The organism is Schaalia sp. HMT-172, from assembly GCF_030644365.1.
Classification (GTDB): Bacteria; Actinomycetota; Actinomycetes; order Actinomycetales; family Actinomycetaceae; genus Pauljensenia.
The window spans coordinates 687,881-703,037 of the sequence record NZ_CP130058.1 but is presented as its reverse complement, the minus strand read 5'-3'; the positions used below and the strand labels follow the sequence as shown (position 1 = coordinate 703,037).

General features: G+C 66.6%; 10 protein-coding genes. 6 read left to right on the top strand and 4 right to left on the bottom strand.

Going from position 1 to position 15,157, the window contains the following annotated elements; all coding sequences use genetic code 11:
* Positions 1-34: 34 nt before the first annotated feature.
* Entirely contained in the window at positions 35-1,285 is a 1,251-nt protein-coding gene (locus tag QU663_RS02870) for an ABC transporter substrate-binding protein (protein ID WP_021611921.1), read from the bottom strand.
* A 525-nt stretch (positions 1,286-1,810) separates the two neighbouring features.
* Between QU663_RS02870 and QU663_RS02865 the strand changes: the two genes are divergently transcribed.
* The 4 genes from QU663_RS02865 (at position 1,811) to QU663_RS02850 (ending at position 4,525) form a co-directional block, all read left to right on the top strand.
* Positions 1,811-2,197, top strand: coding sequence for a hypothetical protein (locus tag QU663_RS02865; RefSeq protein ID WP_156912136.1), 387 nt, complete (start codon positions 1,811-1,813; stop codon positions 2,195-2,197).
* Positions 2,198-2,379: 182 nt separating this feature from the next.
* Complete coding sequence (locus QU663_RS02860) at positions 2,380-3,750, top strand: hypothetical protein (RefSeq protein WP_021611923.1); 1,371 nt, start codon at positions 2,380-2,382, stop codon at positions 3,748-3,750.
* Between the two features lie 95 nt (positions 3,751-3,845).
* On the top strand, positions 3,846-4,232 hold the full coding sequence (locus QU663_RS02855; RefSeq protein ID WP_034481382.1) for a hypothetical protein: 387 nt from the start codon (positions 3,846-3,848) through the stop codon (positions 4,230-4,232).
* On the top strand, positions 4,229-4,525 hold the full coding sequence (locus QU663_RS02850; RefSeq protein ID WP_304990663.1) for a hypothetical protein: 297 nt from the start codon (positions 4,229-4,231) through the stop codon (positions 4,523-4,525). Before QU663_RS02855 ends, QU663_RS02850 begins: the two co-directional genes overlap by 4 nt.
* A gap of 127 nt (positions 4,526-4,652) precedes the next feature.
* On the opposite strand, the gene QU663_RS02845 is transcribed toward QU663_RS02850, so the two are convergent.
* A complete protein-coding gene (locus QU663_RS02845) occupies positions 4,653-8,081 on the bottom strand; it encodes an ATP-dependent DNA helicase (protein ID WP_034481415.1) in 3,429 nt (1,142 codons plus the stop codon).
* Between the two features lie 19 nt (positions 8,082-8,100).
* Entirely contained in the window at positions 8,101-11,283 is a 3,183-nt protein-coding gene (locus QU663_RS02840; RefSeq protein WP_034481385.1) for a UrvD/REP family ATP-dependent DNA helicase, read from the bottom strand.
* 78 nt (positions 11,284-11,361) lie between these two features.
* On the opposite strand from QU663_RS02840, the gene QU663_RS02835 reads away from it, so the two are divergent.
* Positions 11,362-11,589, top strand: a complete 228-nt coding sequence (locus QU663_RS02835) for a DUF3107 domain-containing protein (protein ID WP_009058027.1) — start codon at positions 11,362-11,364, stop codon at positions 11,587-11,589.
* An 84-nt stretch (positions 11,590-11,673) separates the two neighbouring features.
* Here the strand turns inward: QU663_RS02835 and QU663_RS02830 are convergent, their stop codons facing one another.
* Positions 11,674-12,303: a ferritin-like fold-containing protein gene (locus QU663_RS02830; RefSeq protein WP_034481388.1), complete on the bottom strand. Its 630-nt coding sequence runs from the start codon at positions 12,301-12,303 to the stop codon at positions 11,674-11,676.
* A 273-nt stretch (positions 12,304-12,576) separates the two neighbouring features.
* On the opposite strand from QU663_RS02830, the gene QU663_RS02825 reads away from it, so the two are divergent.
* The gene (locus QU663_RS02825) at positions 12,577-14,394 is read left to right on the top strand and encodes a DEAD/DEAH box helicase (protein ID WP_021611930.1); all 1,818 of its coding nucleotides are present in this window, start codon (positions 12,577-12,579) and stop codon (positions 14,392-14,394) included.
* Positions 14,395-15,157: the final 763 nt, after the last annotated feature.

Genomic DNA, 15,157 nt, shown 5'->3' with positions numbered 1-15,157 from the left:
AGGTCACCCCGGCCTCGTCAATGGGGAGCCGGACTCAGCCGGCGGAGTTCTGCAGATCGGAGAGGATATCCTGCGCGGTCTTGGTGCCGCGGAAGCCCTCGGGCGAGTACTGCTGGAAGGACGTGTTGATCTGGTTCCACGTCGTGGTCGTCACGAGCGGGGTGCCGTTCTCGAGGAGAATCTTCACCACCTCGGCGCTGTCAGCGGGCTTGTTCGCGGCCCACTTGTCCATCGCGGACTCGACCGAGGGGACGGTCCCCTGCTTGTCTGCCACCGAGCCAATGACCTCGGGGGTGACCAGCTGCTTGAGAACGTCGAAGGCGGCCTGCTTGTCGGGGCAGGACTTCGAGATGCCGAAGCCGGAGCCCTGGATGACCGCGCGGGGCTGGCCCGACGGCGTCGGAATGACGGCAACGCCGAGCTTGTCGCCGAGCTCTTTGTCGAAGGCGCCGTACATCCACGGGCCGTCGATGATCATCGCGGCGGTTCCCGAGGTGAAGGCGGTCTGGGCGGGGCCATCGTTATCGGCGGCGTTCGGGGCGACCGCGACCTGCTCCTTGTGCACCAGGTCGAATGCGAACTGCACACCCTCCACGAACTTGGGATCCGTCAGCGTGTTCTTACCATCCTGGGAGACCTGGCCGCCGAAGGAGATACCAAAGTCGCCGGGCGCGTTGCCCAGGAGCAGCGGCTTGACGGCCACGCCGTACTGTCCGTCACCGGTGAGGGCCTTCGCGTCGGAGAGGAACTGCGCGGTCGTGTACGAGGTCGTCGGCGCGGCGAGGCCGGCCTTCTCGAAGAGCTCGCGGTTGTAGTACAAGACGTCGGGCTCGGCGTCGTAGGGCAGCGCCAGGACGTGACCGTCGACCGTCATGCCCTGCATCATCGCGGCGTTGTAGTCGGAGGCCTTGATGCCGGCTTTCTCCATATAGGAGTCGAGGGGCTCGAGGAGGCCGGACAGCTCCTGCGCGCGTGCAGCCTGCGTGGTCAGGATGCAGGGCGCGTCACCAGCGACCATCCGAGTCTTGACCTTGGTCCAGTAGTCGTTGAAGGAGGGACCGTCGAAGGTCAGCGTGAAGTCCGGATTCGCCTCCTTGGCCGCATCCACGAAGGACTGCCACTGAGCACGGTCGTTTTCCGTCGAGACCCAGGTGTACATCTGGTGGACCTGGTCGCCACCGGATCCGCTGGCCGATCCGCCTCCCGAGGCGCAGGCACCAGCGAGGAGCGCGAACGCCGAGGCCGTGGCACCGAGTGCGAGGAACTTGGAGTTAGTGGGGCGCATGGTGCGCTCCTTCCTGTTAGGGCACGCGGCTCCATTGAACCGGCGCGCTGCCTCTCTGTAGCGCTGACCGGGAAACGGTGCGTGACGTGCCGTCACTCATCATTGAAATTGACAGCACAATACTACCAGCGCCCCTTCGGCTCGGCTAGGGAGAATTTTAGTTGGTCAGCAACGCTTAGTTAATAGTCTCAACGCTACGACGAGCAGCTTCGCGCCGCCAATCGCGCCACTCGCAACGAAGCCGCCCACGACAGGGCGTGGACACCCCGCACCGCGGCTGCATTACAACGGACCATCAGACGATGATCAGCCAGGCAGGCACAGTACCAAGGCCAGCCCGCCTCCGATCCTATGGTCGACCAAGCGTTCACAATCGCCTGGTATGGTGCGCGTAAGTACGACGAAGACGCGACGAAGAGATCTCTGATGCACAAGCTAACCCACCGAGCCATCGCATTCATATGCACAGCGGCCCTTTCCGTGGGCCTGATCGGCGCATGCACCCTTAGAGAAGAAGGACAGGAGATGACACACTGTGACGGAGATATTATCGCTCTCGAGCCAGCTATCCGGTATCAACTCATTGAGGGCTTCAGCCCACTGAGAATCACGGGAACGAACGCCGACACCATCGATGGGATGCCGCAAGCCATGATCACGGTAAGTTGGTCAGCGGGCATCAATGTGCCAGAAGGCTTGTATCAGCAGCTCAAACTGGGTGAGAGCGCGACTCTCGAGAAGGTCGGGACCTTCACGCTCATCGGCATGGAGCCCCCCGCCCACGGCAAGCGCTGGCCAACGCCCATCGTGTGCTTCGAACAAGATCCTCAGCTCATGGACACCGCACGCCAGTACGCCGCCGACAACAACCTCTACTTCCGCCCCAATGACGAGGAGGCACGCCAGTCATGACAGCATCCTTCGCCTGCGACCCCGCCGAGATGACGCGACTGAAGGGCAGGCACGACACCCTGCGTGGAGCCGTCGACGAGATCACTCTCACCCATCGGACGTGAGGGGCACGAGGACATTGACAAAACCTTTCAAGACGGTTAGCATTTGGTCACTGTTTCAGAGTTGATAAGGAAAACGACATGGGATGGTTTTCAACCTACGTCTCAGATCCACCAGGAAACGCCGACCAGATCGCGGGCATCAAAGACGGACTCAGTGCCGCCGCCGAGAAGGCAAACTCTGCCGAGACGGACCTGATCTCCATTAAGTCCTCGATCTCGAGGTGGGCCGGTCAGGCCCGCGATAACTACAGTGAGTCGAGTCAGCGCGCAGCGAGGCGCCTCTACAACTTCGGCGCAGGCCTGACGTCCGCCTCCAGCGACGTCGACAAGTACTACTGGAAACTCCGGTCCATCAAGTCCTACGTGGACGGAACCCTGCGCCCGGCCCTGCAAGACCTCGACAAACAATTCGATGCCACCCCCATGGCGGACCGCTGGTCGAAATTCTGGGAACTGCGCAAGCAAGCGTTGAGCATTCAGGACGATTACAACTCGAAGTACAAGGAACTCAAGCAGTCGGCGGAGGAACTGGCGCAGAGCCTCAAGGGGGCGCTCGCCATCGAGCCGGTAGCGAGGAATTCCAAACATGTCGGAACTAATGACGACCCTTCGAGGACTCAGCGACTCACGTCGAGCGATCGCACATGCATCAACCAAGAGCTTGAAGACCTCAGGGCAGGAAAATACGATCCACGCCAAGTTGGACAAGGACGGATCGGCGATTGCTACTACCTAGCCTCCCTCATGGCCATCATGAATTCCAGCGATGGACAGAAGAGGCTCGCGGATGGCATTCGCCCACACTACGACTCGTCGGGAAACATCGACGGCTACTACGTGACGGTCTATCGGAAACCGGGTATGTTCTCCGGCCCCTCGCAAGAAGTTCTGGTACGGGACACCTACAAAAACGGCGTCTCCTCGTCCGGCCATACCGGCGTGATCTCCCTCTATGAGAAAGCCTACGCCCAGACCTTCCCCGACGGCGTCAACGATAGCGGGATCTTCGGATTGGATGGAATCGATGGAGGTTTCCCCCAAAACGCCCTTCCCCACATTACCGGCAAGGGCACGCACACCGTTGACGGACAAGGCTGGATTTTCGGTTGGGGTGCCGGCTACGATCAGTCCGAAAGACAGGACATCATCAACTCAGTCAACAGTGGCCAGCCTACCGTGGCAAGTACTACGTCGAGCGGCAATTATAAGGACGATTTAGCTCCCGTGAATGTAACGCTCGCGGACGGCACGAAGCAGACGATCCAAATTTATGCTTCACACTCGTACATGGTTAAGAAAGCGGACCAGTCCGGTGTCACCCTCGTCAATCCACACGGCTTCAATTCGATTCCTAATTGCAAAGACCCAACGCCCGACGGAGAGTTCACAATCTCCTGGGAGGATTTCCAGAAGTACTACGGAGACGTCGCGATTGGGTCCCTGTGGTGAAAGACAACCTCAAACGCACCATAGCATTCATCATTACAACGATCTTAGCCGCGAGCCTCAGCGGCGCGTGCACACTTAGAGAAGAAGGACAGAACATGGAACAATGCAGCGGAACAATAATTGATCTTCCCTCCGCGATTTGGACACCAGTCATTGACGGCGTTCCGTTTCTCGTCGTCAACGGAGCTAAAGCAACTGTCATTGCCGGTACTCCCCAAGCAGATATTCGTGTCTATTGGCTCAAGGGGGATAATGCGCCACCCAACCTGAATGAGACACTGAAGCTGGGTGAGAGCGCGACCCTCGAGAAGGTCGGGACCTTCACGCTCATCGGCATGGAGCCTCCCGCCCACGGCAAGCGCTGGCCCACCCCCGTGGTGTGCTTCGAACAAGATCCTCAGCTCATGGACACCGCACGCCAGTACGCCGCCGACAATAACCTCTACTTCCGCCCCGATGACGAGGAGGCACGCCAGTCATGACAGCATCCTTCGCCTGCGACCCCGCCGAGATGACGCGGCTCAAGGGCAGGCACGACACCCTGCGTGGAACCGTCGACGAGATCACTCTCCCGTCGGGCGCCATCAACTGGGGGTTCCTGGTCGTCACCTCCGGCTATAGCAAGCTCGAATCAGATGGCAATCGGCGCCGCGGCACCATGCACGATTGGTGCGAGCATATGTCCGAGTTGATCGAGCAGACGTCACGTGACGCGCAGGCAGCAGATTCCCACTGGGCATCCGTCATCAAGAAGGATCGCCGCACGCCCCTGTAGCACACCGCCTCAGCAACCACCGGGAGTGTGCGGGCACAGACAACAGGCCCGCACACTCCCGGTCGTCGCATCAGACGTTGACAGGGGTACCGCTACCGCGCGGACAGGGCGCCGCCGCCCTGTCCGCTCACTGCCCCAGCGCCCCCTTCACGGCCTGGTCCAGCGGCTGCGCACCACCGCCAAGCATCCGCTCGAGAGCCTCAAGCGTGTAGTGCGACGGGCCCGCCAGGAACGCGACCATCGCGCCAACCTCGGCGGCATCCACGCCCACGCGCTCTGCCCAGGCCCGCCGATACAGGCGCAGCTGCGTCACGAAATACGCCAGCTTCTCCGGCTTGGTCGTGCGCGTGACCGGCTGACCGCTCTTCCAATCCACAACCAGGAATCGCGGCCCCTGCCCGCTCACGCGCTCAAAAACAGCGTCGATGCGGCCCTGTACAGACACGCCGCCCACCTCCACGGCGAAGGCCTCCTCGATAGCGACGGCCCGGTAATCCGCCAGCTCGCCCGCAACAAAGGCGCGGAAGTTGGCGCGCAGCCTCTCGAGCAGCTCGCGCTCCTTCGCGGTCAGCAAGGCCTCGTCCGCCCCGTCGCCACCACCCGACAGCGCAGAGTCCTCACCGGGCGCGACCGCCGATGGATCCTGGGCCTCGGCAGCAGGATCGGCCCCCGCGATGTGCAGCTCGCGCTCGGCCCACGCGTGGAAGACCGTGCCCAGCGCGGAGAAAGAACTGGGCTTGACCGGCATCGGCCGACGCATATCGCGCGCGAACTCACCCGCATCCTGCACCAGCGAAGAGACAGACGTGGCCGGCACGCGCTCGGCCCACAGGTCCACGACAGGCGCCTCCCGGCCCAGCCGATCCTCCTCGATCAGGGCGATCGTGTCGCTCACCGCCGGGTCATCGCCCAACTCCGCCAAGGCCTCGAACACGTCCCTATCCTGCGCGAACTCACGTAGCTGCACGCGCACGGACGCCGCCGCTGCCGCGACCCGCTGACGCGACGGCCCCGGCGCCGTCGGGAACGTCCCCGAGGGCGCCCGCGCGCTCAGCGCCTCGCGCTCCTCCTCACCCGGAATCGGGGCAATCAGGCAGGCCTCCTCCCCCGCGGCGGGCTCGACGCCGAGGTCGCGCCAGGCACCTGATCCCCACACGCCGCGATCCTCCACGGCCCCCGCCGTTCCCTGCTTGGGCTGCGGAGTATGACCGAACAGCTGGGCGCTGGCCTCCATGAGGTAGCGAGACGGGTGAGCAACCTTCATGTTGAAGTCCGACGTCCACGACCCCACCAACAGCTGCGCGCTGCGCGCACGGGTCATCGCCACGTAGGCCAGGCGCCGCTCCTCACGCTCCGCATACACGCCGACGGAAGGCTTGTAGACCTGCGTCGCCCACTTGTCGTATGCCGCGGAAGCAGTCCGGGAACCCTCGACGACGGGCACGAACGGGGGCAGGTCCCCACAATCCCCTCGCAGCGGATGCGGCAGCGCCCCGCTGTCCGTCAACCACGCGTTGGCAGGGGGAACATCCTCCGTCCATTCCACGCTGGTCCTCTTGTTATGCGAGGGAAACACGCCATCGCACAGGCCAAAGACGACGACGCCATCCCACTCCAGGCCCTTCGAGCCGTGCACCGTCAGGATCTGAACGGCCTTCGGATCCGGCTCCCCCAGCGGCGCGTCAAGCCCATCCTCACGCTCATCCGCCAACCTCAGGTACGCCAGGAACGAGCCGAGCGAGGCCCCCGGCGTCTCCTTCTCATAGGCGGCGGCCACGGCAATGAACTCGTCCAGCGCCGCGCGCCCGCCCATCGACAGCGGGTCCGCGATCACGTCGTCCAGTGTCCCCATGATGAGGATCGCGCGCTCGACCTGCTCGGTGATCGAGCGGCCCACGCCCTCGCGGACCTGGCGCAGGCGCTCGCCCAGCAGGCGCACGCGGCGCACCGCCTCCTCGCTGATCGCGGGACGCCCCTTGTCCGCCCAGCCGGGGGCCGGCGGGTCATCCACGGCATCCAGGAGAACCGCCTGGTGGGAACTGGCCCCCTCCCGACGCGCCAAGGCACGCGCCCAGTCGCCAAGCGCCATCAGGTCGGTGGCCCCCAGGTCGATGCCCGCCAAGAGGCGCGCCAGCCACGGGGACGCCGCCACATCGTAGGCCAACTCCAGGGCCGCGCGCACATCCTGCACGGCCGGCTGGTCGAGTAACCCGCCCAGCCCCACGATCTCCGTGGGGATCCCCGCCTCACGAAGAGCGGCGTCGATCAACGGGAAGTCCTTGCGGCGCCTGCTCAGGACGGCGACCGTGCGCCGCTTGCCGTCCGTGACCGGCTGCGCGCGAACCCGCCGCACGAAGTCGACCGTCGCCGCCAGCGCGTCCTCGTAGGCGGCCGGGTAGGCGATCTCGACGACGCCGCGGCCCGCCCCCGGACGCGGGACCAGGACGGGAGACTGCGCGTTCAGCTGCTCCTTGCCCGCCTGGTAGGATGCGACCTCGCGCAGGGGCTCGGCCACGCGATTCGCCGCGTCCAGGATCGACACGTCGTTACGCCACGCGGTCGACAGCGTGAGAGTCTGCCCCTCCTCGGGTGCCCCCGTCTGGAAGCGCTCCAGGAACGTCTCCAGGGACGAGGCCGATGCCCCCCTCCACCCGTAAATCGCCTGATTCGGGTCGCCCACCGCAGTCACCGCGTGGTCGCCAAACAAAGTGGACAGCAGCTCCATCTGGATGACGGAGGTGTCCTGGAACTCGTCGAGGAGCACCGCGCGGAACTCCTCGCGCAGCGCGGCGCGCACGGAGGGAACCTCGCGCACGATGCGAGTGGCCAGCACCAGCTGATCCGAGAAATCCAGGAGGCCCATCTCCCGCTTGCGCTTCTGGTAGGCCTCGATCGGACCGAGGAATGCGATGCGGCGCTGGTTCGCCTGATGCAGCTTCTGGGCCGCCTTGTTCGAGTCCCCCACGATCTCCAGCTCCCGCCCGAACCCCTCCAATGCCTGGCGCGCACTCTCCACCGTGTAGCCGTGCTCGGCGATCTCACCCGCGAGATGCAGGACCCTGCCCACGACGCCCGCGGGACTCAGGTCATCGTCCAAGTCCGTGGGCCACGCCTCGACAATCTGGGTCATCATGTCGAGGGCGCCGGCCTCGGAGAGCATCGAAAAGTCCGGGTCGATCCCGATGCGCATCCCATGCTCGGACACGATGCGCTCCGCGAACGAGTTGTACGTGAGCGTCACCGGGTCCTCATCCAAGCGCTCACTCAGCTGCGGCAATTCGCGCGACAGCAGGCGGATACGCTCGCGCAGTCGGTCGCCGAGCTCGCCCGCCGCCTTGCGCGTGAAGGTCAGTCCCAGGATCGAGGCCGGCGTCAAGTCCGGGTGGTTGGCCAGGAGCCACAGCACCCGCATCGACATGGTCTCCGTCTTACCCGAGCCCGCGCCCGCGACGACGAGGAGCGGCCTGCGCGGAGCCTCCACGACGCGCTCCTGCTCCGGGGTCGGTGTCTTCGTCGCATCGACGATCGCCTGAATCTGGGTTGCGCTCAGGGTCATCGCACTGTCTCCCGCCACGTCACTCCACCACCTTACGGCCGCGCTCCCGAGCCGGGCACAGCCGATCAAAAGAACAATACATGCAGGCCTTATCCGAGGGCGTCGCCGGGAAGTAGGGGCCGCGCGCGATGGCAGCGACCTCGCGCACCTTCTCGCGCCACCCCTCCAGCGTCTCCCCTTCCAGGGGCCGCTGATCGAAGGACTGGGGCTTCTTGTCCCCGAGCAGGGCGATGCGCGCGCCCGCGACCCGCTCCCCCGCAGCGAGGAGGGCCATCTGATAGGCCGCCAGCTGCGGATTATCGGGGACGGTCTTCGCGCTGTACCCGCTCTTGCCCGTCTTCAGGTCCGTGACGCGCACGCCCTCGTCGACATGTTCGAGGCGATCCATGCGCCCGCGGATCGTCACCCCCTCCACCTGGGCTTCGACCGATCGCTCGACCTCCACCTGGCCGGGAACACCCGCCATGTAGGAGGCCAAGTTGTCAACGATGGCGTGCGCGCGCCGATCCGCGTGCCGCCCAGCCCACGTGTCCAGGTTGTAACCCAGCTCCTCGATACGCGCCTCAAGCGCCTCGGTCAGCTCCTGCGCGCTGCCGTGCGGGTTCTCCTCGGCCAGCGCGTGAACGAGCGTGCCCAGGCTGGCCGCCGCAGTCGAGGGTCCGTCCGCGCCGATGGTCGTGAGGAACCACCGCAGCGGGCAGGCAAGCGCCCGCTCGAACTGCGACGGCGAGAGCGTGACGTCACCACCGTAGGGTTCCGCCGTCGTGGGCGTGCCGCCCGCGCCCAGCCAGCGCTCCGGTTGCGCCGAGGCGATGCCCTCGCGGGCCATGAGAGCCAGGAGCGTGGCAGCAAGCTCGGCGTCCACCCGATCATCCGAGGCGGCACGCGCGCGCAGATCCGCGATGTGACCGGGCAGGGACAGGGGCGCGTCCACCTGGTCCAAAGGCACCACGTCGTCCTCGCGGGGCGTGCCCGCCAGGCGCGCCACCATGTCGAAAAACACGGAGGGCGCGGCATCCTCCGAGCGCACAGCCCCCGCGTGCACGTAACACCGCGAGCGCGTGATGGCCGCGACGAAGAGCCGGTATTCGTCGTCCAGGACGGCCCGGCGCGCGGCCCGCGTCGAATCGATGAGCTCCTCACGCCCGTCCTCGCCCACGGCGAACCTGCCAGCCCCCACGTCCGCCAGCAGGTCGGCGCGCAGGATCCGGTCGCGCAGGCGCAGATTCGGCCACGCCCCGTCCTGGAGGCCGGCGAGGACCACGACCTGCCAGCGGCGGCCCATCGCCTGCGCGGGGGTGAGGACCTCGACGCCGCCGGGTCGCACGCCCACGCGCGAGATCGTGTCGATGGGAACCGACCCCGCCAACAGCTCCGAGGCGAAATCACGCGCGGATCCGGCCGGGTTGCGTTGCTCCCACACGTCGGCGACGCGCATGAGCGCGACGACCGCGTCCAGCTGATCGTCGTACCAGCTGGAGGATTCGTCCGAGGCGATGGCACGCGAGCGCCAGTCATCGGCGACGCCGGCGGCCTCCCACAGCTCCCACAAGCGTTGCTGCGGGCGGGCGTTCCCCTGCCTGCCCAGCTCCCACATGCGCACCGCCGTCTCAAGCGCGCGCGCGAGGGTGCGGTCGTTCCACCCGCGTCGGCCCGAGGCCTGCGCCCCCGCCTCGAGGGTGGACCGCCACGTGTCGGGCTCGTCCACGAGGTCTGCCACCGTCAGCGGGATCAGCGCGGCCTCCTCCCCCGCCTCCTCGGCGGCCTGGGCGCGCGCGGCGTTCAAGCGACGCAGCAGCCGGTGCACGGCCAGGGCATCCGCCCCGACGAGCGCCGACGGCAAGAGGCGCTCGGCGAGCTCGCGGCGCTGGGCCGCGTCGGTGTCGCTGTCCCCCGTCGGAAGAGTCACGAGATCCAAGAGAAGGCGGGTCGTGGGCTGCGAGGCAAAGTCGAAAGCCCTGCCGCCCCCGGCCAGGGGGACACCGCCGCGAGCCAGGTAACGCCTGGTTTCCGCGACCATGGAGGCACTGCGCACGATGACAACCTGATCCGAAAAATCGACGCCGTCATGCAGGTGCCGGGAACGCAGAGCGCGGGCGATGAGCGCGCCCATCTGCGAGGGCGTGGCCCCCAGATGGGTGACGAGCGCCCCCTCGGGCGCGTCATCGGCGACCTGCGCGCCGCGACGGGCGGGAGAGCCGGACTGGGCGATGCGCGCGCACGCCTGACGCGCCAGCTCACGCACCGCGCGGGACGTGTCGTAGACCTGGCCGAGCTCCGCGATCTCAACGCCCAGCGCCGAGGCCAGACGACGGTCCAGGTGCGGCTCACCCCCGCGATACCCTGCCACCGCCACGTCGGAATCCGAGAACGCGATGATCCGGGCCCCCGCGTCCCGGCACGCATTCAGGAGGGTCAGCGTCGACGGCGTGCAATCCTGCAGGTCATCCACGATGACGACGTCGGGAACCGGGCACGGCGCCTGCACGCCGCGCTCCTCCGCGCGCCCCTGCCACGTCCCGATCAGCTCCGCGGCCAGGGACTGGATGCGCGACAGGTCCACCCGCAGCGTCTGAGGGTACTCCGGGGAATGCTCGGGCCCCTCCTCCAGGGCCGCGACAATCGCGCCCGCCCCCACCCATTCGGGATGCCCGAAACGCGCCCCGGCCTCGGACAGGGAAGCCGCGCCCATCCCCGCCTCGCCCGCGCGGGCCACCAGGTTACGCAGCTCCGCGCGAAACGCCGGCATCGCGCGCATCTGCTCGCCGATTTCCTCCGGCCAGGGAGCATCCATGCCCGCCAGCAGCTCGGCCAACGCCTGATCCTGGGCCGCGCCCGTCACCAGCTCGACGCCCTCCAGCGGCACCTCCCGCTGAGTGCGCCACGTCGCCACCACCTGATAGGCGAAAGACGCGGGCGTGCGCACCGGGCGCACCACCGCGGGGCCGAGCGCCTGCGCGCGCGGCGTCAACACGTCCGCGCGCGTGCGGTCGGGGGCCAGAATCAACGCCGAAGAGCCCGCACTCACCGCCTGCTCGAACACCGCCAGGGCGCACGTCGAACGGCCAGAGGACGGCGCGCCGCGCACAATCACGTCGCCCGAGCGCGCCGCCACCACAACCGCGCGCTGCTCAGCATTCAGCTCTGGCAGGCGCCACCAACCCTCCGGGCGGCGCCGCAACCTGACCTTGATTTCGCTCATAACGCAATACTCGCAGACCCCACCCACATCTGCGGCACATATGATGGCCATGACGACATTTACCAGCAAGGAGTCAGCATGGAGATCTTCATCGGCATCCGCGACAACACGCGCCAGCTCGGCCTCGACGTCGACATGAGCGAAAACGAGCTCATGGCCAAGGTCAACGAGGCCCTTGCCTCCGCCCACGGCGTCCTCGACCTCACCGACACCAAGGGCCAGCGCACCCTCGTGCCCGCCCACGCCCTCGGCTACGTGCAGATCGCCGCCAAGACCGAGCGCCGCGTCGGATTCGCGATCCACTAATTCGCGCCCAAACAAACGAGGCCGGGGAGCGCACTGCGGAACTGAACCGCTCGCGCTCCCCGGCCTCGTCTATACCCTGCGGCCTCAGGCCTTCAGGTGAATGTCCCTCATGCGCTCCCCGTGGCGCTTGATCACGTACTCCGTGATCTCATCGACGTTCTCCGGGGAGACCGCCAGCGACGGGTAGGTGAACAGCGTCGCACGCACGAGGCCCAGGGCCTCGCCCGCCACGCGGCGACCCCACAGGGACAGACGATCCGCCAGCTGCGGATCCGCCTCAATCTGCGGGCCCAGGTGCGCACGCACCCAATGCCCCTGCTCGAAAGGCCACACGTCCTCGATCCCCTCGAACAGGCCGTGCACCTGCGCGACGCGAATCAACATGTCACCCAGCATGCCGCGCGTAATGAACGTCTTGACAGCGCGCTCCGCGAACGTCGTGGGACGCGTGCGCGCATCCAAATCGTCGTACGCGCCCGAGAACGCGTCCCCTGCCGCCAGCAGATCAAAGCCGCGATGGCCGCTCCACACCTCCAGCTGCTGGTAGAGCTTGAAACAGCGCGCCGCCATGCGCGCATGCTCCACATGCGCCTCGAACGTGGGGGCCTGCTCGCCGTCCTTCGCCAATCGCGTCATAAACGCGAGCGACGAATAGGCGAGAATACCAAGGACTTCGGCGTCGTCGGCGGGGACGGAATCAAATTCGTGTGCCATGACTACAGCATAGTGCCTGACAAGCTCCACGGCTCCCCATTCGACGCGTGCAACACCACCCGCACCCGCTGCCCCCACCCGCGCCCGCTGCGCTGTGACCAGCGCCTCCACCGCTGTCGGCTCCCACGCCATTACACTGAAAGGTGACCACCGGACGCCCGGTCGCATTCTTGAGGATCATCACACGTTCGCGCGGACGACAATCCCCGCGCCAGACAATGCGCGATCGGCACCGACCCCAACCCCGGAATAGCCCGGGAGACAAGGCAGATCGTGACTAACACGAGCACCGAGGCCATCGAGCCCACCCACGACAACGACGCCACCACCCAGAGCGAGGCCACCACGCAGGCCCCCGCCCAGGCCTCGTCCGTTGAATACTCCGCAGGCGTCGTCCGCCTGGGCAACATCAAGCCCGCGGCCCCCGAGGTCGAAGAAGCCACCCCTGACATTACTGACAAGGGCGGCGAGAACCTCGAGCAGAAGTCCTTCGCGGACTTCGGCGTCACCGACCCCATCGTCGACGCCCTCGACGACAAGGGCATCACGCACCCCTTCCCGATCCAGGCCCTGACGCTCGGCCCCGCGCTGGACCGCCACGACATCATCGGCCAGGCCAAGACCGGCACCGGCAAGACCCTCGGCTTCGGCATCCCCGTCCTCGAAGACGTCATTGCGCCCGACGAAGAGGGCTACGAGGATCTGCTCAACCCGAACCAGCCGCAGGCCCTCATCATCCTGCCGACCCGCGAGCTCACCAAGCAGGTCGCCCAGGACCTGCGCGACGCCGCCAAGTACCTGTCCACCCGCATCGTCGAAATCTACGGCGGCGTCGCCTTCGAACCCCAGATCGAGGCTCTCGAGCGTGGCGCCGACATCGTCGTGGGCACGCCCGGCCGCCTCATCGACCTGCTGCGCAAGGGCCACCTGCACCTGTCGGGCGTCGAGACCGTCGTCCTCGACGAGGCCGACGAGATGCTCGACCTGGGCTTCCTGCCCGATGTTGAGACGCTGCTGGCCCGCGTCCCCGAGAACCGCCACACCATGCTGTTCTCCGCGACCATGCCCGGCCCCGTCGTGGCCCTCGCCCGCCGCTTCATGGTCCAGCCGACCCACATCCGCGCGCAGGACCCCGACGACCAGAACCAGACCGTCAACACGGTCAAGCAGGTCATCTACCGCGTTCACGCCATGAACAAGGTCGAGGTCGTCGCCCGCATCCTCCAGGCGGAGGGTCGCGGCCGCACCATCATCTTCTGCCGCACCAAGCGCACCGCCGCCCGCCTCGGCGAGGACCTAACGGACCGCGGCTTCGCGGTCGGCGCACTGCACGGCGACCTGGGCCAGGGCGCGCGCGAGCAGGCTCTGCGCGCCTTCCGTAACGGCAAGGTCGACGTCCTGGTCGCCACCGACGTCGCCGCGCGAGGCATCGACGTCGACGACGTCACGCACGTCATCAACTACCAGTGCCCCGAAGACGAGAAGATCTACATTCACCGCATCGGGCGCACGGGCCGCGCGGGCAACTCGGGAACGGCCGTCACCTTCGTCGACTGGGACGATACGCCGCGCTGGTCGCTCATCTCCAAGGCGCTGGGCCTGGGCGTGCCGGATCCGCTCGAGACCTACCACACCTCCCCCCACCTGTTCACCGACCTGGACATCCCGGAGGGCACGACCGGTCGTCTGCCGCGCGCGAAGCGCACGCGCGCTGGCCTGGACGCCGAGGTCCTCGAGGATCTGGGCGGCTCCGCTCCCCGCTCCGAGGGACGAGGCCGGGGCGGCCGTTCCGGGTCGCGCGGCGGTTCGCGTTCGGGGTCGCGTGGCGGCCGTGGGCGCTCCGCGCGTGGTGCTTCTTCCGAGGGGTCGCGTTCGCGCGGGTCACGTCGCGGCTCCCAGGACGGCGATCGCACGCTGAACGCCGGCAAGGGAGGCCGCTCCGACCGCGGCACCCGTGGCCGTGGCCGCGGCGAGCACTCGCCGCGTTCGGGTTCCGGTGATGGTGGTTCGGCTGGCTCCGGTTCTGCTGCTGGTTCTGAGCGCGCGCCCCGCGCCCGCAAGCGCATCCGCCGCCGCAAGGGCGGCGAGTGAGGCGCTAGCGCGCCGCGTTGATACGACACGAGGAGGGGTCCGCGCCGCGAGGCTTGGGCCCCTCCCCTGTTTAGGGCGAAGCGAAGAAGCATGATTGCAGCGTTTTACTAGCACCAATGTCACTGCTGGCCGCGCACATGCAGCCCACCAACTGACCGCACTGCTCTGGTGGCACATCGGGGCCGCAGGTACGCGGGTGTCGTCAGCCTCGTTGTAGGCCAGCTACTCTTTTCGCATGTTTGGGCCGCAGGATTCAACCTGATCGGGAACGTTCAACCCGTTAGGGAAGATTCAACCCAATCAGAAGGGGTTGAATCTTCCCGATCGGGTGCAACACCCCATCGGTAACGAGCTTTAACGCGGATCTGGCGGTCAATCACATCCCCTGCCCGCGTTCTACAAGCCCAGCTCACGCAGCGTTGCACCCGTTACGTCGCGCTGCACCCGTTACGTCGCGCTGCACCCGTTACGTTGCGATGCACCCGATCAGAAGGGGTGTAATGCCTACGGATCGGGTGCACCGCCTCCCACAACAAGCACAACTGCGGGCTTTTCCTTCCGACAGACCCCAACCGGCTACCTAGGACGCTAGGACACAGCCTCGAAACGCTCGCCCCGGCTCCGCACGAGAGGCACTGCACCATTTAGGGAGCATTACACCAGTTAGGGAGCATTACACCACCTCCGAGCTGGTGTAATACCCCGCTAAGTGGTGTAACACCACTTAGCAACAAGCCCAACCGCGGGCAATTCGTCCCCGCAG